We start from the raw sequence: 22,092 nt of genomic DNA on the forward strand, positions 1-22,092 counted from the left end.
TCCTTAAATTATTCCTTTGCGGTATAATTGTATTAAATCTTATATAAGTATTCTTCAATCTCCCATTCTGTCACCTGTGCACGGTATGCTTCCCATTCGAGCTTTTTAGCACTAATATAGCACTCACTGATATGCTCTCCGATTACCTGTGAAATAAACGAATCCGCTTCCATTTCTTCGATCGCCTCCATTAAAGTACTTGGTAACGAATCTATTTGCTCTGCTATTCTCTCTTCTTTCGTCATTGCAAATATATTTTTATCCACGCTTGCTGGCGGCATAATTTGATTCTTAATACCATCCAAACCGGCGGCAAGACAAACAGCAAGTGTCAAATATGGATTGGTAGAAGGATCAGGACAGCGAAGCTCTATTCTTGTTCCTTCTCCTCTGGATGCCGGAATACGAATCAATGGACTTCGGTTCTTTGCTGACCATGCAATATAAACCGGAGCCTCAAACCCCGGAACTAACCTTTTATAGGAATTAACTAATGGATTGGTAATAGCAGTCATCCCTTTGATGTGTTTCATTAATCCACCCATAAAGTAATATGCTTCCTTACTTAAACCTAATTGATCGGTAGGATCATCGAATACATTTCTACCATCCTTTGACAAGGACATATTAGTATGCATTCCTGATCCGCTGATACCGTATTTCGGCTTTGGCATAAAGGTTGCGTGAAGACCATGGCGCTTAGCTATGGTTTTCACTGCAAGCTTAAAAGTCATAATGTTGTCCGCTGTTGATAAGGCTTCATCATATTTAAAATCAATTTCATGCTGAGCCGGTGCAACCTCATGATGCGATGCTTCAATTTCAAAACCAATTTCTTCTAATGTCATCACAATATCTCGTCTTGCATTTTCACCTAAATCAACCGGTCCTAAATCAAAATAGCCTGCTTTTTCATGAGAGATTGTAGTAGGAAGTCCGTTATCATCCGTGTGATATAAGAAAAATTCACACTCAGGTCCAACATTAAAGGTGTATCCCATATCACTAGCTTCTTTGATTGCTCTTTTTAAAACATAACGAGGGTCGCCCTCAAATGGCTTACCATCGGGAGTATAAACATCACAGATTAAACGGGCAACCTTGCCTTGCTGCGGTCTCCACGGAAATATTTCAAAGGTATCCTTATCCGGATACAAATACATATCCGATTCCTCTATTCTCGCAAAACCTTCAATCGAAGATCCGTCAAACATACACTTATTATCTAACACTTTCTCTAATTGGCTGGCTGTAATTGCAACGTTTTTAAGCATACCGAAAATATCTGTAAATTGTAATCTGACAAATTCAATATCTTCCTCTTCTACTATTCGGATGATATCACTTTTTGTATATTTACCCATACCTATCTCTCCTATCTTATTTGATCCGCAAAAGCGGGGTTAATGTAATGCCGCGCTGAATGCAGTCACGAAATGACATTTTCCACTTGCATTCGTTCGCATTGTGTTTTTATTTCATAGGAATTAAATTTTATACGCTACCAAAACAAGGTCTTTCCAATGATATAAAAAAAGGACAATTTTCTTTCGAAAACGCCCTTGTTCTAAATAAAATAATAACAGTGGCCTTTCATTTTGTCAATATAAATTAAGCTTCTTTATTTATATTTTCCTATTTTATTTATTTTATCACATGAATGTTGTACATGTGCTTTCCACTATTTTATTCATCCTCTTTTAGATTTAATACAGTATTTTCACACATTTCTCCGGTTTGAAAACTCATGTGCTCATATTCAATCGTAGGTTCCTTGACAAAGGACACCCAGTAATCCGGTACCTGATGTGCAAAATTGCACACAGGACATTTGTATAGATACACTTCCATAATCTTCTCCTTTCAAAGTACAATTTATTTTTACTCGTTTGCGAAACGCCATAACACGCATAAATGCCATGTTTTTTCATTTATAAAATAAAAATCTCTTCAATGGTTTATGTTAAAATAGAGTTGTTCAGAAACCATTTTAGCAATCCACCAAAAAGGAGATGCATACTTATGATACCATATAAACAACTCTCTTTGGCAGAAATTTTTGAAGATTGCCAAAATAAATTTGATAATGATAAATACTCGTTTCTTTCTCTTCTTAATGAAACCATTAATCTTGATGAAATTGTTCCTGTTTCTTTAGTTACTCACTTTCATTGTCACTATATTGAATGTAGATAATAAGAAAGCCGACAAGTCCGCATCAGCTCCCTGAGCCCTCACTCATGAGGGACTTGACCGCTTTCCAGCGCCGAATACAGTCACCCAGTGACATTTACTTGTATTCGTGCGCATCCTGCGGAGCATTTTTATGTAATAGTACGCAATATCTTATTACATAAAAAATTTTAATTATATATATTATTGCTCTCACAATATGTTAATTTAGATCAAATTGACAGTTATAATAAATTCGCATATAATATAATTAAGTTTTAGCAAAAGAAAAGTACTGAATTTGTATTTAATCAAAAACATATTCCAGAGAATACTGGTTGTTTGCATATGAAAATATCTGTTGTAATATAATAAGTGTAATTTTACTTATAAAATTTGTTAAATTTATAATAAAAGTTTTCATACTGTTTATTTATGAATAGAAAGATTGGAGAAGAAAATGGAATTCGAAATAATAGTTGATCAAACAGAGAAAAGATTTAAAAAAACCTATAAATCAGGAATTAAATACTGGATTAAACATGATAGGATGATAGGTAAAACTCTTTTAAATATTGTAAATATAGCGTCTGCATTATTGGTTCTTATTTCCATAATACTTTTTATTTTAGATCCTCATAATTACATTGTACCATTAAAGTTTTTAGTATGTGCAGTATTGTATTTTTTTATAACCCCTGTTCTTTTTAAATACTTAATTTATGCGATACACAAAAAAGAATTGAAATGTAATTTAAAAATGAGTTTCTCACAACATGAATATATAATCTACCACCTAACACATAAAGTTAAAATACCATATAATGAAATTAAAAAATTAGTAGAAACAGAACAGTTTCTTTTATTATATCCAATATTATCTTCTGATAGAAAGAAACGGGGAAAACAAGCTGCTCTTTTCCTCTCTACATATATTTTTAGCAATCAGCAACTTGAATTATTAAAAGAATGGATAAATCAAGATATTGCTGTATAACACACATATTTATACTGAATAAACACCCGTATTCCACGGTACTAGCATTGATTCGTCTAACAACATATTTTCAATATAGCACTCAGACTTAATTCAGTAAGTTCTTTATTATAGATTGGGATAAAAACACTGTTTGTTTGCATATAAAAATCTGTTGTTATATAATAAGTGTACTTTTACTTATAAAATTTGTTAAATTTATATAAAAGTTTTCGTACTGTTTATTAATATTGGAGGATAAAATGGAATTTGAAATATTAGTTGATCAAAACGACAAAAGGTATAAAAAAAATTATAAATTAAGCATTGACTATCGGATAAAAGCTCATAAAGTGATAGGAAAAATATTCATTAGGTTATTAAACATACAATGTGTTCTACTCGCGCTTTTAAGCCTTTTACTTTTAATATTAAGACCACAAGATTATATTCATCCATTATTATATTTGATGTGGGCTTTTTTCTGGTCTCTTACCCCTAAGGTTTTAAGGTCTATAACTTATGTGAAGAATAAAAAAAAATTAACGTGTATTATTAAAATGAAATTCTTACAACATGAATTAATATCTTTATTTCCAAACGGTGAAATGAAAATTATATATAATCGAATTAAAAAGTTAGTAGTTACGGATAAATTTCTTTTATTATATCCAATATTATCTTCTGATAGAAAGAAACGGAGAAAACAATTTGAATTCTATATTCCCACATATGTTTTTAATAACCAGCAACTTGAATTATTAAAAGAATGGATAAATAATGATATAGCTAAATAACAAAGCTTTTTATTTTATCTCGGACATCTATCTAAAATAACGATTTATGAGTGTAAAATGTTAGATGCTTAATTACATAACAATTTATACAATCGAAATTTTATAGAAATCCTACTAAATAAAAATATTTTTACATCAAGACCCTAAATACTTCATAAATGAAAGTATTTAGGGTCTTGAATTAACAATATTTCTACTCTACTTGAATATAGCATATTTTAGCAGAGTATTAAGTTACAGAATTATTATTAGTTTCAGAATCATCACTATTATCATCTTTAATTTCAGTTAATCCCAAAAATCCCAAAACAGCGATAAATGCTGTTGTTGCTTGTCCTGTTGCTGTTCCTCCCGTTTGGTAAATAACATACGCGCATGCAGCAAGTGCTGCTACTGCAACTACTCCGACTACTAACCCTTTTGCTAAACTCTCTAATTTGTCTAGGAATTGCTCGGAAGCATTAGAAACTAATGCCTCTTGATACGCAATATTATCAAATGAGCTTTTCTTTATAGAAATTGTATATAGAAAACTAACATTTTGCTTATAATATGTACCCACCTCAACTTTGGTTGAAATAATATAACTTGTGTTTATCCAAGTTCCATCTGTTGTAACCACTACTTTTCCTTTACCTGTACCAACCATTGTAGAAAGGGAAATAATTGGTGTAATACTTGCGTTACTGGTGTCTAGGCCTAAATTCATCGTTACATTATCGATTAGACTTACAGAATCAACATAACTGGTTCCATTTGTAATCGTAAATGTCATATTACTACTTTCACTATCATATAATGTGGTGTCTTGTCTAATACTATATGACAATTTTACATCCTCCGTGATAGGAATTTCATAGGTTACATTAGATCTTAAAACCAAAGGAATTTGAGGAGCCGGAGCATCAAGTGCATTTAAAAAATCTGATAGTTTTGATACTACTGCTTCTTCAATCTCGTCATCGGTTGGTAAATTTATATAATTAACCCCCGTATTTCTTCCAGAATTAGAATCTTTATCTATTTCAATTAGTCCATTACCACTACCTACAGAGGTTGTATAAAACTGGTCAAATGCCCAATTATCTGGCATTTGATAGCCAAGATTGCCACTGTACCCGGATGACATATCACCTACAAAACTACTAATTGCGTAACCTGCATCGTAAATGCGTGTACAAATATTACGGGAACCATAAATACCAATACGATAAGATGTGGTAGCATAATTACTAAAATAAGAACTAATTGATTGAAAATATGGAAGTACATTGCTGTTGATCTGTCCATCTAAAGCATCATAATCAACTGCAAAATAGATTATTGTATCGCTAGGTATTCCAAGATTTTCAGCTGCTTTTACTGCTGCTTCTGCATCTTTTGTCCCTTGAGTGGATGTAAAATAAGCATTACTTGCACCGCCCGCTTGATAAATCGGGAAAAATTTCAAACCAGCATTAAATATGATCTGAATTTCTGAAACTGTCAAAGCTTTACTAATCCCATTTGCGGTACCCGTCAAATATCTTCCTACGATGGAATAACCATTGTTCTTTAATGTAACTGCTTTTTCTGTTGTCAAAATTGTCGCGCAATCACATGCAGAAGCTGTACGGGAAGTATCTCCGCAGCTAGTCATAAGTGCTCCCCATGTATTTTTTCCAACAATTCCATCTGCTGAAAGGCAGAAAAATGTTTGAAAGTTTACCACTGCTGAATATGTTCCTGCTCCAAATGTTCCTGTAAAGCCTCCCGGATAATATCCATTCACACACAATGCCCATTGTAAAATTCTTTTGGTATTTGGATAACCACTTTTATTTTTTGATAAGGTAGGGCAAGCACTTAGTGTACCGCTGCCAAATGCTCCATCCGCTGTTACACTACATTCTTTCTGCAAAGCTTTAATCAGGTTTTTGTGAGAATTCCTTTCCCATATACCATTGGAAGGTGAAAGACCAAAAGAAGCACCGTACATACTGTTCAATCCTTTTTGAACTGCTCGAATATTTAAATCACCATCCGAATCCAGAGCATACCCATCCGTATTCATAATTGCCTTTAAAATATATGGCTTAATGATTCCATCTTGCGTTATACCCGCATCTTCTTCAAACTTTTCTACTGCATTTGTTGTAGCTGGCCCAAAAACTCCATCAAATCCTCCCGGATTATATCCTTTGCACCAAAAGGAGCCCTGAATAATATAATGTAGATTGCTGGGAGCTGCTGAACTCGAGTCTGCAACTTCACTGATTTGTGCAGGGCAAGCACTTAATGTACCCTCTCCAAATACTCCGTCCGCTGATATGCCAAGCTCTATTTGAAGTGCTTCAATTAGAGCTTTAAACGTTGCTCTTCCCGTTATACCATCTTCAGTAACTGGGGAATAACCTGAAATGCCTGTATAGGTTTTATTAACCCATTTTTGTGCTTGCAAAACTTGTTCATCCATAAAATTTACCTCTTTTCTGTTTATTGAATCGGCCGTTCAATTAATAAAGATAATTTTTATTTGTTTTTGTAAACAGTTTTCAATTATCAAATCTAATTTTTCACTCACCCGTAGGATAGATTATATAGTGTTTTTCCACAAATAAAAAAGGAAACTACGCACTGTTAATTTAAGCGATCCGTTCCCTAATAAAATAATCTCTTTATTTATGGTATCCTATTATTATGTGTCACTGCTGAGCTTTTGTATGGCGTCTTTTAATTTTTGAGGAATTGCCAGACCTAATATCCCCGCATTTTCTAGAATACTGATACCTTCGTTTGCTAAATAAAACATAATAATCAAAGTTCTAAGTGTGCTCCCAGTATTTAAAATATAATTATCCATAATATTTCCCATAGATACAATAATTAATATTAGTATCTTTTTTATAATCCCCTTATATCCCACTTCACTCGAGAGTGTTTTATTTTTAATAGCGAGCATTATACCCGTTATATAATCTATTATTATAAAAACAATAAGAGCATAAATCAAAGCATCCAAGCCTCCCAAAACCCAACCTAAGATTCTTCCTAGAAATGCTACGATTAATTTACCATAATCAATTAAATAATTCATTTCACACTACCTCCTAAGCCATATAATCCTTTTTTAATTTTCTCAAAGCTCGATTTTTCATTTGATTTACTGCTTGTCTTGATATGCCATAAAAGTTAGCAATATCATTTACTGAAAACCCATAATAATATACCAATTCAATTATAGAAATCTCTGGAGCTGTAAGAAAATCTTGAAGTGATTCCATATATAACTTAAAATGCGAATCATTTGTAGCCGACAAAGATTCAATATAATATTGTTCACTTTCACTTAAATTAGAATAAATAAATAAATTTTGTAACCTTATTATCTCATTTAGCCTTTTCACATAACTACTATGAATTGATGTACATATGTAAGACACTATACTTCTTTCTGCTTTGCTTTTAATGTTTTCTACATGAAAATTGTGAATACACTCAATAAAATTTAAAATCAGGTCATTATAAGCATCTTCATAGTTCAATTTAAATGCATACTTCTTTAGCAAGGGTGTAAATTTATTAATAAGTTTCAATGTTGAATCTCTATCCCCTTTTTGAGATTTTACAATATCATTTATCGTCAATTTGTATCCCACCTTTCATTAAATAAAGAGATGGAATACAAAAAATTGTAAACGTCTGATAAATTTTAAATAAATGCAAAACAAATTACTAATTATAGCAATATAACTGCTATTTTTTAAAAATTGTGTAATTTTGCTTAATTATTTCATATTTATGTTACAAAAATACTATATGTAATTACAATTCAAATAATATTTAATATTTTTTGGTTGGTTTACTACAGCATAGAAAAATTCTCTACATTTACCTATCCTTATTTTGATATCTATCGTTTATAACCTACGCACTAGGTAATAATCTTTTTTCCTTTTTTTACGGTTATCGAAACTTTTGTACCCTTATCCCTTTTTATACTCTCGTCATTAGTCAGCCATATTTGCACATATGAGATTAACAGAAGAAAAAGCATCTGCACTTTTTGATAAAGATATTTTTAAAGCTAAGATTGAAGATACGATTAGAACATTTAATGTAAAGATAGCAGACCACGTGCAAATATAGTACGAAAGCTCGGAAATTCATGTTTTACTGAATTTCCGAGCTTTCTTATATCATATCACTCTGCTCTTATTAATTTTCCATTTTTCTATATTTTTAAATAGTGAAATATCAAACTGTCACATCTGGTAAATCACTAAGAATTTGCAGTAATTTGGTTTTACTCTGTTTACTAATAGCTGCACTGTGTTGCTAGTCTCCAATTCTTGAAATTTGGCAAACAAAACTTCTATTCTGTTGCAACTAAGTTTACGAACTAGTTTCGCAATTACCTACAAATCTATGAATATTTTTTATCACTATTTAATACATTATATAAAGCAAAAATATAGGAGGGCTTTCCATGAGTTCCAAAACAAAAATCGTAGTAATTCAGTTGAAAGAATTGATTTATACATTTCTCTTTGTATTACTTGGAATTCTTCTGGTATTACTATTGATTTTTATGTTTCTGCCAAAAGGTTCAAAAGATAATCAAGCAGCTCCTACAATGAATTATGTTGCCGGTGTATATTCATCTTCACTGGTAATAAACGACAACACAATCGATGTTGAAGTCGTTGTTGATGAGGACCATATTAATTCCATCTGTTTAATTAATCTTAGTGAAGCAGTCACTACAATGTACCCATTAATGCAGCCTGCACTTGATGATTTAACAAAGCAAATCTATGCTAACCAGTCACTTGAAGGTGTTACATATTCTGAGGATAATAAATATACCTCAATGGTACTTCTTGATGCTATTGCAGAGGCCTTGGATAAGGCCGCTTTGTCTATCGAGTAATATCTTTAAATCCACTGTAGGAAGACCTTACATAAGGTCTTTCTATAGATGATCCAAATCTTCAAGCCACAACCTGACACATGCATCACTAGGCATTCTTAAATCACCTCTTGGTGAAACCGCTATCGATCCTACCTTTGGTCCATCTGGCAGACAAGACCTTTTAAACTGCTGGCTAAAGAATCTTCGATAGAAAATTTTAAGCCATTTTAGTATCGTCTCATCTTCATAAATACCCTGAAATGCTATTTTTGCTATTCGATAAATTTTAGACGGCCGATAACCAAATCTTAATAAATAATATAAATAAAAATCATGAAGCTCATAGGGTCCGACAATGTCCTCTGTTTTTTGGGAAATCATTCCGTTTTCAGGTGGAAGCAGCTCTGGGCTTACCGGTGTATCCAATATATCCTTTAAAACCTCTGACAACTTACCATCCTGACAGGTATCCGCAAAATAGCTCACCAAATGTCTTACCAAGGTCTTTGGTACAGAAGAGTTGACTCCATACATGGACATGTGGTCCCCATTATAAGTGGCCCAGCCAAGAGCAAGCTCTGACATGTCTCCCGTTCCGACTACCATTCCATTGATTTGATTTGCCACATCCATTAATATCTGCGTACGCTCTCTTGCCTGTCCGTTCTCATAGGTGATATCATGAATGCTTCTATCATGTCCAATATCTTCAAAATGCAGATTAACAGACTCTTTGATATTAACCTCCATGAATGTTGCATTCAGCATCTCAATCAGGTCTACCGCATTGTGATAGGTTCTATCTGTTGTCCCAAAGCAGGGCATGGTGATGGCTCGTATATTCTCTCTTTTTATATTCAGGCTGTCAAACGCTCTTACTGCGATCAAAAGCGCCAGCGTGGAATCCAAACCTCCCGATATTCCAACTACTACATGTTTGCAGCCTGTATGCTTTAATCGCTTTTTGAGTCCCAGACTTTGCATGGACAATATCTCCTCACATCTTCTGTCTCTGTCAAGCTTACTCTTTGGTACAAAAGGTGAATTGTCAAAGCTTCTCTTAAGCTTCGTCTCTTCTGTTTCGACAGAAAATTTAACCGTAACATAGTCACTGGCATCTATGCTTTCAAAAGTAGTCATCCTCCTGCGCTCGCTTCTGAGGCGGTCAATATCTATATCTGCGTAAACTGTTTCATTTTGAAAACGCACCGATTCAGCCAATGCAATCCCATTTTCAGATATGATATTATGACCTCCGAATATAAGATCAGTAGTCGACTCACCTTCTCCGGCATTGGCGTAAATGTATGCACATAATAAACGTGCCGACTGACCATTAATTAAATTTCTTCGGTAAATATCCTTACCTGTAGTCTCATCACTGGCCGAAGAGTTGATAATGACGGTGGCTCCTGCCATCGCATGACGGATGCTTGGCGGGTTAGGAACCCAAACATCCTCACAAATCTCTCCTGCAATAACAAAACCATCCATATTTATACATTCAAATAAAAGATTCGTTCCAAACAAAACCTCTTTCTCATTGATCATGACTGTAACAGGCTTTTCATTGCCCTTTGTGAAATGTCTTAACTCATAAAATTCAGAATAGGTCGGAATATGACTTTTCGGAATAAATCCTAATATTTCACCATTTAAAATAGCTGCTGTAACATTATAAAGCTTTGCTTTCCTTTCATACGGTAACCCGACGAAAATAAGAATATCCTTTCCCTTTGAATACTTCGCTAACTCAATAAGTTGTTTTTTCGCTTCTATTAACAATTGTTCCTGCAAAAATAAATCACTACATGTATATCCGGTTAATACAAGCTCCGGAAACACAATCAGCTTTGCTTTCTGGCTAAGTGCCTTATCAATTTCCGCTTCAATTGCAATACGGTTATATTCACAGTCTGCTACCCTGATTTCAGGTGTTGCGGCGGCAACCTTTACAAATCCTTGTTTCATCGCTTCCTCCTATCGTGCTGAAAAGTCTTTATTTACTTTTCTTCAAAATTTGTTTTAATTCATTCACGCTAAATTTATATTTTGTATTGCAAAAATGGCAGTTCACTTCTATTTCCTCTCCATCCTCTATCATTTCTTTAATATCTTTCTTCCCGATGCTTATAATTGCTTTCTCAATCCGCTCCTTGGAACAGTTACAATAAAACTGCGTGGATACCGTATCCAATATCTCAAGGTCATTAAAGTCACCCAGAATTTTTTCCAAAAGCATTTCAGGTGTATATCCCTCATCAAGCAGACTGGTTACCGAGGTAACCTCCTTTAACTTTGTTTCTAGCTTATCTATGACTTCATCCTCAGCAAACGGCATAAGCTGTATGATAAATCCACCTGCCTGCTTCACCGTATTGTCATGCTCCATTAAAACGCCAAGGCCAACTGAAGAGGGAACCTGTTCGGAGGTAGCAAAATAATATGTCAAATCCTCTGCTATCTCACTGGTTTGTAAAACAGTCTGTCCAACATAAGGCTCTTTCATTCCCATGTCCTTAATTACGTTCATAAATCCTACACCTACCGCACCAGCCACATCAAGCTTTCCCTTTGAATTGGCCGGAATGATAACATCAGGATTTTTTACATAGCCTTTCACATTTCCCTTTGAATCTGCAGTCACTGTAATTCCTCCAATGGGTCCTCCTGCCTTGACCTGCAAGGTCAAAATGTCCTTATCGCCTTTCATCATAATACCCATCATGCTTCCGGCTGTTAAAAGACGACCCAGTGCTGCTGTTGCTACCGGACTTGTATTATGTGCTTGCCTTGCCTTTTCTACAATATCTCTGCTCGTAATGGCAAATGCCCGTATCTGGCTGTTTGCTGCTATTGCTCTTACAATATAATCTCTCATGTATTATTTTCCTTTCTCTCTTGCTATCACATAAATTCTTTCGCTGTCATTTTTAGGTGGCTCTTTGGTAAACGCATCATAAACTGCAAGCAATTCCATGCCTGCTTTTTCAAGCAGCTTTTTAACCGCATCAGGCTCATACACCTTTTGGTAATGATTTTCCTGAAATCTACGATACAGATTGCCTTCCTCTTTGATAAATAAGGTTAAATCGTATTCATTGACCTCTTCGTCCCCATAATAGTAATTTTCCCATATAAAGCTGCAATCTTCTCTGTTTTCCGCAATAACTCTTTCACCAAGTATCTGTTCATATTTATATTTAGTGTTTAGATCAAAGATAAAAATTCCCTTAGGATCCAGATAATTATTCACAAGCATAAAAACCTTAAGTAAGTCTTCTTCATCCATAATGTAATTCATGGAATCACATATGCTAATGACGGCCCGTACCGTTCCATACAATTCAATTTCTCTCATATCCTGCAACAGATATAAGATATCAAGACCAGACTCTAGTTTCTTTTCCATCGCTATTTCAAGCATTTCTTCTGAATTATCAATGCCAATCATATCAAATCCATGTCTTGCCATAAGCTTTGTAAGACTTCCTGTTCCACAGCCAAGGTCTAGTAAAATCCCATTTTCTATCTGATAATCCTTTAAAAGTCCAATAATATAACCAGACCATTCTTCATACGGTATATTGTCCATAAACGTATCATATACCCTTGCAAAACTTGTATATGCTTCCATTTTATCCTCTTTCTTATTACTATATTTCTATTTCATTTTCTTTAAATATTTTCATTAGTATTATAATCGTTTGTTTGCGTTAAGTCAAAAAATCTTGTATACTTAGCATATTGAAAGGAACTTTATAATATGAAAAAACGAACACTTATTAACTCAATCAGACTGCTGTATTTTACCAAATTAGTACCTGCTGTCATATTTCTTATTTTTACCGGCTACCTGATTTATCATTACCCCTTTAAAGAAATTATAATACCTAAGCAGTTAAGCAGTATAAATAGTATATTTGATGAATATCAAAACGGTCAAGAATTTCTTGAAGTAACAATTCCGCTCTTATATTATACAGGTTATGATTACACAATAAATTCAATCAGAAAAGGCTCCTACTATTATAGCTTTATTGGCGATAAATGTGTATTTTTTCTGATACATAATCAGGCTGATGCGACAGCTTTGACTGCACTTGAGAATAAAACTATGAAAGCAAAATTAATTTATGATACTGATCAGATGGATTACCTAATCTCACATTTTGCTTCCGATTTAGCCTGGACGGATACACAACTGTCCAAAATATCCGCTGACTTTATTGTAAGTGAGCCAGATTATTTCGTTCCTAAAACCTATATCTTAATGCTTTTAATTGGAGTTATTGATTTGTATACTGTTATCTCTGTATTCTGCTATTTGATTTTTATCATGGCTCCCCAAAATTCTTTGGTATGCAGGCAGCTTGGTAGAGGAAGAGATGCAAAGCTTGGTTTAAAAACGGCTGATTTGGAATTAAAGAATAACAGAGAATATACGATTGCTGATATTTCTATGACTTCCAATTATATGATTACAAAAACAAAAAACCAGATAGCTATTATCCCGCTGACCGATATTATATGGGGCTATAAGCATAGTAAGTTAAGCAGGATTTCAGGAATCTCATATCATATTGTAATTCATACAACACATGGAATTATTAGATTTAAGCATAAACAAAAATTTGAAGCTGATTCTATTCTCGATTATTTAGGGACTCATTATCCGAATATTTTGCTAGGCTATACAAAGAAAAACGCTGCTCTTGCCAGACGGCTTAAAAATAAAAGCAACGCAATGCCTATCCTTGAGAGTGGGAAATAGCAGAATCGATCACTTCCTATTTTATAGGAAATTGCTGATATTTATATTAGAAAAAGCTCATGGATGAAGTCTTTTCCTTACATAACCGCTTGATTGCCAAGTAGTGACATAAGGGGAGTGAGCGTATCCCTGAGCTTTTTATTTATTTTTATGCTTCTTTTTTCCCTAAGTAATAGGTCATTACTCCACCTATAATACAAAGAATTAAACCTAGAAATAATTTTATTATAGAAACTTCATTCAAATGCTTATATAAGCCCGTATTATAAAAAATAGCAATAGGTGACCCCAATACCAAACCAAATATTGCGCTATAGGTCATTACACTATGTTTGTTAAATAAATACTCAATTATCTTAGCTATTCCAGCTATTCCAATTAATACACCAATTCCAAAAGGCACCAGTACCAAAAAACCATTTAATAATGCATCTAAATCCATTACTTTCAATGCCTCTAAAAAATTCTTTATTGTATTAATAATACCATAATAATAGCCTAGAATCATAAGTACCAAGGAACCACTGACACCTGGGATAACCATAGTAGCTGCTGCAATGACACCAACAAAGAATAAAATTAACATATTAACAGGAGTTCCCGCTAAAACACTTGAGGTTTCAGATCCAACACCGAGCATAGGCAGACCCACAACAACAGCAAATAATCCTACAAATGCAATTACATTTCCCACACCTATTTTTGATTTTGTTTCTGTCATTTTAGCTCTCATATCAGTATAAAGCATGGGAAGCCCACCAAATATTAATCCAACAAAAGTCATACAAGTTACAAAGGTATGCTGGCTTAATAGATATTCTATCGCATAGGTGAAGCCTATAATCCCAATTCCAATTCCTATTACAATTGGTAACAAAATCTTGCAGCTTTTTCTCCAATTCTTAAAAAATCCGGTTATGGAAGAAATAAATTTATCATAAATTCCTAACGATACTGCCATCGTTCCACCGCTGACTCCAGGAATAACATTTGCTATTCCCATAAATATACCTTTTATTACATCAAGTAAAAACGCCATTTTCTAAACCCTTTCTTTATTACATATTAAGATATTGTTTTAAAGCCTTAATGAACAAATCCATTTCCTGATCTGTTCCAATTGAAATTCTTAAATAATTGTCAATTCTCTTTGAATCAAAATACCGAACATAGATTTCTTCTTTTCTTAGTGCTTCAAATATGTCTTTGGCCAAAACTTTTCTATGGCTTGCGAAAATAAAATTGGCCTGAGAATCGGTAAAGGTAAAACCTAATTGAGACAATTCCTTTTTGATACGTTCTCTTGTATGAATTACTTTGTCAATCATAAATTCAAAGTATTCCTTATCTTGTAATGAGGCAACTCCTGCAGTAATTGCCGTGCGGTTCATAGTATAAGAATTATAGGAGTTCTTTACTGCATTTAAGTAATGGATAAGCTGCTTGTTACCCATTGCATATCCAATACGGATTCCTGCCATAGAACGTGATTTTGAATACGTCTGTACCACAAGCAGATTATCATATTTTGATATTAACTCACCAGACGACTTACCCGCAAAGTCAATGTATGCTTCATCAATAATTACCACAACATCCCTGTTATGAGAAATAATATCCTCTATCACCGATAAATTCTCATACACCGCCGTAGGTGCATTTGGATTTGGTATAATAATACCGCCGTTTTCTTTGTAGTAATCTTCCTTTACAAGTTTAAAATTATCATCAAGCGGCGGTCTTTCATAAGGGATTTGATACAAATCTGCCCATACACTATAGAAAGAATAAGTAATATCAGGAAATAAAATCGGTTTATTAGAATTAAAAAAGGTTAAAAAAGCCATTCCTATCACATCATCTGAACCAACTCCTACAAATACCTCTTCCTCCTCTACCTGGTAATAATCTGCCAACGCCCTTACAAGATCTGCTGCCTTAGGATTTGGATACAATCGCAAGGTATCTGTATCAAAATTTTTAATAGCATTTTTGACCTTATCGGTGGGGGGATAGGGATTCTCATTTGTATTCAGTTTAATGATGTTTTTACATTCAGGCTGTTCACCCGGTTCATATGGTACTACGTTTCTAACATTATCCTGCCAAGCCATAATATTCTCCTCTATAGTCCGAAGCATACTTTTAGCTAAAACCGCTATTGCATGCTAAGCTTCTTATCTTAAAAGAATGTTGTTTTTAGATATGAAACAATTAGTATATTACCAAATAAACAAAAGAAAAGCAATATCTTTATGCTTGAATTCTTGTAACATTTCCGGCTTCTACCATAAAAATTGGTTTATAGGATAACTTTGCTTTACGAAGTCCCTCTGCTCCTGTATCCTCTTCACGGTTTACATAGGTATATTCAGATGCATGATGTGCTAAAAACTCCCGATTTATCATTGGATAAGCTCCGTCCACATCCGCATAGGCTTTTTCAATATGAATTACAAAGGTATCTTTCGTAAGCGGCTCTCCAATGGTAAAGGCAACTACTTTTTTTTCTGCACGTATAAGTCCTCCGATTAAATCAAGTTGCTTTCGCTTCTTAAGAGCATTCAACGCAACACAAAATTCGATTGATTTAAGCTCATTGGTATCACAATCGTTTTCTTTTCTCCAATCAAGTGCCATTTGTATACACTCATCCAGATTTTCCTCGGTAATATCTTCATAATTCCAATCTTCATGCAACTTCATGAATTTATTAATATGATTTTTCTTTCCATGATATTTTTTACCGGAAAGGTTAATCAGTTTCTGGGTTTCATAAACGTAATTGGCATCATCTCTGTTGTATTCTATCTGAAATTCATTTGGGTATAATTGGTTTATGACTTCAAATTGCTCCTCGGTCACACCATACATTTTAAATGCAAGACTCTTTTCCTCGCAATATTTTATTATGGTATCTATCGCTTTTTTTACATCACTTCCCCCAATTGGATACGAAAAGCTTGGCTTGTCCTCACTCGATTTAAATACCAGCATATTCTCTACAATGGAGTAGGTTACTTTATAGTGCGGTTCCCATAAATAAATATTTGCAAAACATAGGGAACAACTTCTTGAACTTTGCTTCTTAATAAAGGAATTAATTAGCTCCTTATCTTCTAATTCTACTCGTTTAAATTCTATATCCATAACTAACCTCTATACTTTCATTTCTGTCTTTCGTTATTTATTGTATTCTACTCTTAAACTGCATGTTATAAAGTCCCTCGTAAATCCCTCTCTTTGCAAGCAGTTCCTCGTGTGTTCCTTTCTCCTCAATTCCATTTTCTGTCAGCACAATTATTTTCTGCGCATTTCGTATTGTAGAAAGACGATGTGCTATCACAAAGGTTGTTCTGTTTTTCGCCAGCTTTTCCAAGGATTCCTGAACTACTCTTTCACTTTCGTTGTCTAGCGCAGAGGTAGCTTCATCAAAAATCAAGATCGGAGGATTTTTCAAAAACACACGAGCAATGGATAAACGTTGCTTTTGTCCTCCTGACAGTTTGATGCCTCTTTGTCCAATATCAGTGTCATAACCATTTGGAAATGACATAATAAAATCATGTGCATTGGCATTTTTAGCTGCCATGACAATCTCTTTGTCTGTTGCAGAGGGTTTTCCATAGCGGATATTATCCATAATGGTTCCTGCAAACAGGTAGACATCCTGCTGTACGATACCTATATTATCTCTAAGATTTTTCAATTTAATTCTTCTGATATCGGTTCCGTCGATTTGTATCTTCCCACCTGTTACATCATAGAATCTAGGAATCAAGCTGCACAAAGTTGTCTTTCCTGCTCCCGACGAGCCTACTAATGCGATGTATTCGCCTTCTTTCACTTTCAGATTAATTTGATTTAATACCTCTTCATTGCTTTCCTCATAACGGAAAGTTACGTTTTCAAATTCTATATTTCCTTTTACATCTTTCATATTTATGGCATCTTTTGCGTCCTTAATGTCTGGCTGGATATCCATAATTTCAAGAAATCTTTCATAACCGCTCCAGCCATTTTGAAATTGTTCGGTAAAGTTTATCAGCTTTTTCACCGGTTCGGTAAAGTTATTAATATATAAAAGGAAAGTAATCAAATCAGTTACTTCGATTGTCTTTTTTGATATAAGCAGAGCGCCAATTGATATCACACCGATTGTAATCATAGTGGTTAACGCTCCAAGTCCTGAATGATATCCTCCCATATAGAAATAGCTTCTTTTCTTAGAGCTTACAAATCTATTATTTCCCTCATGGAATTTTTCCAGCTCGATATCTTCATTTGCAAAAGATTTCACCACTCGAATGCCTGACAGATTATCCTCTATCTGACTGTTGATATCAGCTATTTTAGCCCTGTTTTCTTTAAAAGCGTTTTTCATTTTTCGGTTAAAATAAAACGCATAAATAATCATTAACGGTAGGAATGCAAATGCAACTAAGGTCAATTCTTCATTAATACTGATTAATATGATAAAGGAACCTACAAATTTAATAATGGATATAATCACATCTTCTGGGCCGTGATGCAATAACTCAGAAATTTCAAATAAATCATTGGTGACTCTGGACATTAGTTGTCCTACTTTTTGATTATCATAGAAAGTAAAAGACAATTTCTGATAATGAGAAAAAATCTCATTTCTCATATTGAATTCAATTTTCGCCCCCATTATATGACCATAATAAGCAATAAAAAAATTACAAAAGGCTTCTACCAGTACCAATCCAAACATTGCAATACTGAGCTTAATAATGATTTGAATCGATTCTTTTGACTGCATGTAAACAACACTGGTTGTTATGTATCGTACTATTAACGGAAGTACCAGAGTGATTGCCGCTCCCAAAATAGCAAAAAATAAATCTGCAAAAAGCCATTTTTTAAAAGGTTTATAGTAACTAAGCAGTTTCTTCCATCTATGTTCCATATTTGTCTCCTCTCAAGTCAATTTCGCTTTGAACCTGTTTTTCTCTTGTATTTATATTTTCATTAATATTTTGAACTTTGTCATTGTTTTATTACATTGTTTCAAATTAAATTATACGCTTTCTTTTGCATTTCTATCCATCATAACACATTTATCTGAATGATTAAAGTGATTCACTCACTTTTGTATGAAAAGACCAATAATTTGCCAGCATTGCCTTAGCTTTTATAAAAATATACCATATTTATAGATAAATACTATATAATGCACATTTATTTACTTAATCAATATTACTCCTAAATAACAAAACACAGTCCAATAGGTATAAATAACCTACTCGACTGTGAATATGCTTTTAAATGATATTTTAATTACTTGATTAACTTCATTAACGCCTGATAAGCTATGGTATACGCTGCTTCACCGTCAGTTAGTTGCCTCTTTTCTGGATTTTTTTCAAGATTCTTAAGTCCCTCAAATTCTGTCAGATGAGGTTCCAGACTTAAAAAGCCGCAATACCCCTCCTGATCAAGCTTTTGTAATATCTCTTTCACATTTCCATCCCCTTGTGCCGCCGGCACTACCTTTCCATTATCCCAAAGAGCATCCTTGATGTGAATGTATTCAATGTAAGGCTTTAACATTTCATAGGCCTCTACCGTTTCCTGTTTGCACTGAACAAAATTTGCGAAGTCAAAAGTCGCTTTGAAATTATCTCCGTAAAAGCTTTCAAATAGCTTCTGACATTGTAATGCCATTGCCCCATAAATACCCTTTTCATTTTCATGCAGTAACACTACCTTTTGTTCCTTTGCATAATCTACCATTCGTTTCATTCTGGCAAATACCTCTTTACTGTAGTTTTCGGGATTTTCCACCTCTGGTATGAAGAAGCTAAACATACGAATATAAGGTGTTTCCATAATCTTTGCAATTTCAACTACATTTTTAAATACGTTAAAATGAGACTCAAACTCATCCGTTATTTGTATTTTCCCAATGGGTGAGCCTATTGCAGAAACATTGATTTGATTTTCTTTCAGATATTTCTTAAGCGCCTTGGCTTCCTCCAAAGTATAATCAGCAATACTTTTTCCATTTGCACTTCGAAGCTCCAGATAGGATATTCCAAGCTCCTTCATAAGCTTTACTTGAACTTCTACATCTCTATGGATTTCATCGGCAAAGCCTGTAATGATAGCATTTTTTAACATTTTAAATCCTCCTATGATTTTATTGTAATTTCTTTTCGGGTTTTAGCAGATTCGTACATGCCAAGCATCAGTAAAATAGTCTCTTTCATATGGGATAAGTCTAAGGAAAAAGGAGTTTTTGTTTCAATGCTTTTGTAAAAATCCATAATGCAATCACCGTGTCCAGAGCCCCAATAGCTTTTTCCCTCTTTTTCCTTTCCATTAAACGAAAATCTTTCCACTTTAGAATCTTTATAATAATAAGTAACCTCTAAATCTTCGATCCGAATGGTTCTGTCTTCACATGCTATTTCAATTATTGGTGATACATCATCTACATACCCGGTTGTTGCATAGAAGCATGCTCTTTTCCCTTTTTCAAAAAGAATCAAGGCCTCCATCATATCTTCTACCTCAACGATACCTTTTAAATGATGGTTCGCCATAGAGGCATCTACGCTAATTGGCGTACCAAGTAAATAAGCGAGTAAATCCATTGTATGAACCGACTGATTGATTAAGGCTCCTCCGCCTTCCATCAATCGCCTGCCCCGCCAATCACTTTGTGTATAATAGGATGCAGGCCGATTCCATGTGACAATACCTCTAGCTCCGTAGATTTGCCCTGCCTCTCCTGATTCCAACAGCCTTTTTACATGTAAAATACTTGGATTATAACGGTTTTGAAAGCAAAAACCAAGATACTGATTTGTTTTCACTGCTTCTAATTGCTCAAGCTGTTGGATGGATATCACCGGAGGCTTTTCCATGAAAACATGTACGCCATGCTCTAACGCATAAATAGCAATTGGAACATGAAGAGAATGAGGTGTACAAATATGAAGAACATCTATATCTTCCTTTTGAAGCATTTCTTCATAGGCTTCATAGAAGTGACCTTGATATTTCTTTGCAAACTCCTTTGCACGTTCGATTTTAATGTCTGCAAAAGCAGCCAGCCTATTATTAGACCTTTCAATGCATTTTGCGTGAACTGTGGCAATGGAACCACACCCAACAATCGCTATATTCATTCTTAACTCCAATCTGATGTAACTATTTCATTTACTATAATTTGAGAGATTTTCATACTTATTTTAGATCTCCTAATAGGTTCCTTCTGTATTAAAGGTAGTCTCCTTTACCGTTTTCTTGAATTTAGAATTAACGCGCAGCTTATTAAGCTCCACAAGAAACACCTCTTCGTCAAATGGTATCTCCACAGTTTTCTTAAGCCAGCTTGAAAGATGCATCGCATTGGAGAGCATCAGACCGTTGATTCCCTCACTTCCGTCCGCAACCAATGGTGTTCCATGCAAAATTTTGCCTGCAAACGCTTTCATGACTCCGATATGTTGTGGATTCAACCCATCCGTTTCTAATTCCACAAAATGTCCCTCCGGCTTTTTAAAACCTTCCATTTCACGAAAGCAATGCTCTCTTTCACTGACGTTTAGCTCAAACAATGTCAGCTTATCCTCTTCACACACAAGCTTACCCTTTTCTAAAGTAATCTCAAAACGATTGGTTCCCGGTGCATCTGCTGTAGTGGTAATAAAAACTCCAGTTGCACCGTTCGGATATTCCAGATACGCCGTTACATCATCCTCAACTTCAATGTTATGCCATTTTCCATTATGGCAAAAAGCTCTAACGCTAGAGGGCATATCGCATATCCATTGCAATAAATCCAGATTATGAGGGCATTGATTTAACAAAACTCCGCCGCCTTCTCCGGCCCAGGTAGCTCTCCACTCTCCCGAATCATAATAAGACTGCGTGCGATACCAATCGGTAACAATCCAGTTGACACGCTTAATCTTTCCAAGGGTACCGCCTTGAACCAGCTCATGCATCTTTCGATAAACATGATTGGTTCTTTGATTGAACATCATCGCAAACACAAGCTCATGCTTTGCTGCTACTTCATTCATCTCTCGTACCTGAAGAGTGTAAACGCCGGAAGGCTTTTCACACAATACATGAAGTCCATGCTCCAATGCCTTAATGACAAGTCTTGGATGCTCATAATGAGGTGTCGCTACCAGTACGGCATCACAGATACCTGCTTCTATTAATTGATCCCCACTTTCAAAAACAGTTATGTCTTCAGAAAGATTTTCCTCAGCCCAATTTCTTCTTGCCTCTTTACAATCTGCAACGGCACACAATTCAATCTCCTTAACTTCTCCCTTTATAATATTCTTTGCATGACCCGTTCCCATGTTTCCGATTCCAATAATACCCAGTTTTACTTTGTCCATCTTTTCCCTCATTTCTGCATCACTTTGCATGTTCTTTCCTGTCTCTTATTATATCTATGCAATGGAAAAAAGACCATTGCAAATGATCC

Annotated in this window: 19 protein-coding genes and 1 pseudogene; 5 read left to right on the forward strand and 15 right to left on the reverse strand. The window is 34.5% G+C overall.

Translation table 11 applies throughout. The features are described from left to right. Positions 1–32: 32 nt before the first annotated feature. Both glnA and C8E03_RS22085 read right to left on the reverse strand, forming a co-directional pair. Entirely contained in the window at positions 33–1,364 is a 1,332-nt protein-coding gene (gene glnA, locus C8E03_RS17990) for a type I glutamate--ammonia ligase (protein ID WP_110291769.1), read from the reverse strand. Positions 1,365–1,686: 322 nt separating this feature from the next. Further along, positions 1,687–1,851 (reverse strand): hypothetical protein, encoded by a 165-nt coding sequence (locus C8E03_RS22085; RefSeq protein ID WP_170123057.1) that lies wholly within the window; start codon positions 1,849–1,851, stop codon positions 1,687–1,689. A 171-nt stretch (positions 1,852–2,022) separates the two neighbouring features. On the opposite strand from C8E03_RS22085, the pseudogene C8E03_RS17995 reads away from it, so the two are divergent. The 3 genes and pseudogenes from C8E03_RS17995 to C8E03_RS18005 form a co-directional block, all read left to right on the forward strand. Continuing rightward, a pseudogene (locus tag C8E03_RS17995) lies at positions 2,023–2,172 on the forward strand (ISNCY family transposase); the annotation flags it as partial. 460 nt (positions 2,173–2,632) lie between these two features. Next, positions 2,633–3,169, forward strand: coding sequence for a hypothetical protein (locus C8E03_RS18000; RefSeq protein ID WP_094375650.1), 537 nt, complete (start codon positions 2,633–2,635; stop codon positions 3,167–3,169). 242 nt (positions 3,170–3,411) lie between these two features. Then, on the forward strand, positions 3,412–3,945 hold the full coding sequence (locus tag C8E03_RS18005; protein ID WP_094377372.1) for a hypothetical protein: 534 nt from the start codon (positions 3,412–3,414) through the stop codon (positions 3,943–3,945). Positions 3,946–4,174: 229 nt separating this feature from the next. On the opposite strand, the gene C8E03_RS18010 is transcribed toward C8E03_RS18005, so the two are convergent. From C8E03_RS18010 to C8E03_RS18020, 3 genes are all read right to left on the reverse strand, one after another. Further along, the gene (locus tag C8E03_RS18010; RefSeq protein ID WP_094377371.1) at positions 4,175–6,400 is read right to left on the reverse strand and encodes a glycoside hydrolase domain-containing protein; all 2,226 of its coding nucleotides are present in this window, start codon (positions 6,398–6,400) and stop codon (positions 4,175–4,177) included. Positions 6,401–6,622: 222 nt separating this feature from the next. Further along, complete coding sequence (locus C8E03_RS18015) at positions 6,623–7,021, reverse strand: phage holin family protein (protein WP_094377370.1); 399 nt, start codon at positions 7,019–7,021, stop codon at positions 6,623–6,625. Positions 7,022–7,034: 13 nt separating this feature from the next. Then, positions 7,035–7,571: a sigma-70 family RNA polymerase sigma factor gene (locus C8E03_RS18020; protein WP_094377369.1), complete on the reverse strand. Its 537-nt coding sequence runs from the start codon at positions 7,569–7,571 to the stop codon at positions 7,035–7,037. Positions 7,572–8,413: 842 nt separating this feature from the next. Here C8E03_RS18020 and C8E03_RS18025 point away from each other — a divergent pair. Beyond that, on the forward strand, positions 8,414–8,857 hold the full coding sequence (locus tag C8E03_RS18025; RefSeq protein ID WP_094377368.1) for a hypothetical protein: 444 nt from the start codon (positions 8,414–8,416) through the stop codon (positions 8,855–8,857). A 42-nt stretch (positions 8,858–8,899) separates the two neighbouring features. Here C8E03_RS18025 and C8E03_RS18030 read toward each other — a convergent pair whose 3' ends face one another. From C8E03_RS18030 to C8E03_RS18040, 3 genes are read right to left on the reverse strand one after another with little or no spacing between them, the layout of a single operon-like run. After that, positions 8,900–10,810 (reverse strand): NAD(+) synthase, encoded by a 1,911-nt coding sequence (locus C8E03_RS18030; protein ID WP_094377367.1) that lies wholly within the window; start codon positions 10,808–10,810, stop codon positions 8,900–8,902. 28 nt (positions 10,811–10,838) lie between these two features. Further along, positions 10,839–11,720, reverse strand: coding sequence for an Hsp33 family molecular chaperone HslO (gene hslO / locus C8E03_RS18035; RefSeq protein WP_094377366.1), 882 nt, complete (start codon positions 11,718–11,720; stop codon positions 10,839–10,841). A 3-nt stretch (positions 11,721–11,723) separates the two neighbouring features. After that, positions 11,724–12,476, reverse strand: coding sequence for a class I SAM-dependent DNA methyltransferase (locus C8E03_RS18040; RefSeq protein WP_094377365.1), 753 nt, complete (start codon positions 12,474–12,476; stop codon positions 11,724–11,726). 129 nt (positions 12,477–12,605) lie between these two features. Between C8E03_RS18040 and C8E03_RS18045 the strand changes: the two genes are divergently transcribed. After that, positions 12,606–13,613, forward strand: a complete 1,008-nt coding sequence (locus tag C8E03_RS18045; protein WP_094377364.1) for a DUF6709 family protein — start codon at positions 12,606–12,608, stop codon at positions 13,611–13,613. 148 nt (positions 13,614–13,761) lie between these two features. Here C8E03_RS18045 and C8E03_RS18050 read toward each other — a convergent pair whose 3' ends face one another. From C8E03_RS18050 to C8E03_RS18080, 7 genes are all read right to left on the reverse strand, one after another. Next, on the reverse strand, positions 13,762–14,616 hold the full coding sequence (locus C8E03_RS18050; protein WP_242993639.1) for a DUF368 domain-containing protein: 855 nt from the start codon (positions 14,614–14,616) through the stop codon (positions 13,762–13,764). Positions 14,617–14,671: 55 nt separating this feature from the next. After that, positions 14,672–15,730 carry a histidinol-phosphate transaminase gene (gene hisC / locus C8E03_RS18055; protein WP_094377375.1) on the reverse strand — a complete coding sequence of 353 codons (1,059 nt, stop codon included), beginning with the start codon at positions 15,728–15,730 and terminating at the stop codon, positions 14,672–14,674. 136 nt (positions 15,731–15,866) lie between these two features. Further along, positions 15,867–16,763 carry a DUF2156 domain-containing protein gene (locus tag C8E03_RS18060; protein WP_110291770.1) on the reverse strand — a complete coding sequence of 299 codons (897 nt, stop codon included), beginning with the start codon at positions 16,761–16,763 and terminating at the stop codon, positions 15,867–15,869. Positions 16,764–16,800: 37 nt separating this feature from the next. Next, positions 16,801–18,546, reverse strand: coding sequence for an ABC transporter ATP-binding protein (locus tag C8E03_RS18065; RefSeq protein WP_110291771.1), 1,746 nt, complete (start codon positions 18,544–18,546; stop codon positions 16,801–16,803). Positions 18,547–18,917: 371 nt separating this feature from the next. Beyond that, on the reverse strand, positions 18,918–19,760 hold the full coding sequence (locus C8E03_RS18070; RefSeq protein WP_110291772.1) for a sugar phosphate isomerase/epimerase family protein: 843 nt from the start codon (positions 19,758–19,760) through the stop codon (positions 18,918–18,920). Between the two features lie 11 nt (positions 19,761–19,771). Continuing rightward, a complete protein-coding gene (locus C8E03_RS18075) occupies positions 19,772–20,773 on the reverse strand; it encodes a Gfo/Idh/MocA family protein (protein WP_110291773.1) in 1,002 nt (333 codons plus the stop codon). Between the two features lie 72 nt (positions 20,774–20,845). Next, positions 20,846–22,003, reverse strand: coding sequence for a Gfo/Idh/MocA family protein (locus C8E03_RS18080; RefSeq protein WP_110291803.1), 1,158 nt, complete (start codon positions 22,001–22,003; stop codon positions 20,846–20,848). Between the last annotated feature and the right edge of the window lie 89 nt (positions 22,004–22,092).

It is taken from the genome of Lachnotalea glycerini (assembly GCF_003201285.1).
Lineage (GTDB): Bacteria > Bacillota > Clostridia > Lachnospirales > Lachnospiraceae > Lachnotalea > Lachnotalea glycerini.

What these genes read in the sequence shown, in the direction of transcription:
- glnA (WP_110291769.1), bottom strand. Translation starts at nt 1,364, where the DNA reads ATGGGTAAATATACAAAAAGTGATATCATCCGAATAGTAGAAGAGGAA.
- C8E03_RS22085 (WP_170123057.1), bottom strand. Translation starts at nt 1,851, where the DNA reads ATGGAAGTGTATCTATACAAATGTCCTGTGTGCAATTTTGCACATCAG.
- C8E03_RS18000 (WP_094375650.1), top strand. Translation starts at nt 2,633, where the DNA reads ATGGAATTCGAAATAATAGTTGATCAAACAGAGAAAAGATTTAAAAAA.
- C8E03_RS18005 (WP_094377372.1), top strand. Translation starts at nt 3,412, where the DNA reads ATGGAATTTGAAATATTAGTTGATCAAAACGACAAAAGGTATAAAAAA.
- C8E03_RS18010 (WP_094377371.1), bottom strand. Translation starts at nt 6,400, where the DNA reads ATGGATGAACAAGTTTTGCAAGCACAAAAATGGGTTAATAAAACCTAT.
- C8E03_RS18015 (WP_094377370.1), bottom strand. Translation starts at nt 7,021, where the DNA reads ATGAATTATTTAATTGATTATGGTAAATTAATCGTAGCATTTCTAGGA.
- C8E03_RS18025 (WP_094377368.1), top strand. Translation starts at nt 8,414, where the DNA reads ATGAGTTCCAAAACAAAAATCGTAGTAATTCAGTTGAAAGAATTGATT.
- C8E03_RS18030 (WP_094377367.1), bottom strand. Translation starts at nt 10,810, where the DNA reads ATGAAACAAGGATTTGTAAAGGTTGCCGCCGCAACACCTGAAATCAGG.
- hslO (WP_094377366.1), bottom strand. Translation starts at nt 11,720, where the DNA reads ATGAGAGATTATATTGTAAGAGCAATAGCAGCAAACAGCCAGATACGG.
- C8E03_RS18040 (WP_094377365.1), bottom strand. Translation starts at nt 12,476, where the DNA reads ATGGAAGCATATACAAGTTTTGCAAGGGTATATGATACGTTTATGGAC.
- C8E03_RS18045 (WP_094377364.1), top strand. Translation starts at nt 12,606, where the DNA reads ATGAAAAAACGAACACTTATTAACTCAATCAGACTGCTGTATTTTACC.
- C8E03_RS18050 (WP_242993639.1), bottom strand. Translation starts at nt 14,616, where the DNA reads ATGGGAATAGCAAATGTTATTCCTGGAGTCAGCGGTGGAACGATGGCA.
- C8E03_RS18060 (WP_110291770.1), bottom strand. Translation starts at nt 16,763, where the DNA reads ATGGATATAGAATTTAAACGAGTAGAATTAGAAGATAAGGAGCTAATT.
- C8E03_RS18065 (WP_110291771.1), bottom strand. Translation starts at nt 18,546, where the DNA reads ATGGAACATAGATGGAAGAAACTGCTTAGTTACTATAAACCTTTTAAA.
- C8E03_RS18070 (WP_110291772.1), bottom strand. Translation starts at nt 19,760, where the DNA reads ATGTTAAAAAATGCTATCATTACAGGCTTTGCCGATGAAATCCATAGA.
- C8E03_RS18075 (WP_110291773.1), bottom strand. Translation starts at nt 20,773, where the DNA reads ATGAATATAGCGATTGTTGGGTGTGGTTCCATTGCCACAGTTCACGCA.
- C8E03_RS18080 (WP_110291803.1), bottom strand. Translation starts at nt 22,003, where the DNA reads ATGGACAAAGTAAAACTGGGTATTATTGGAATCGGAAACATGGGAACG.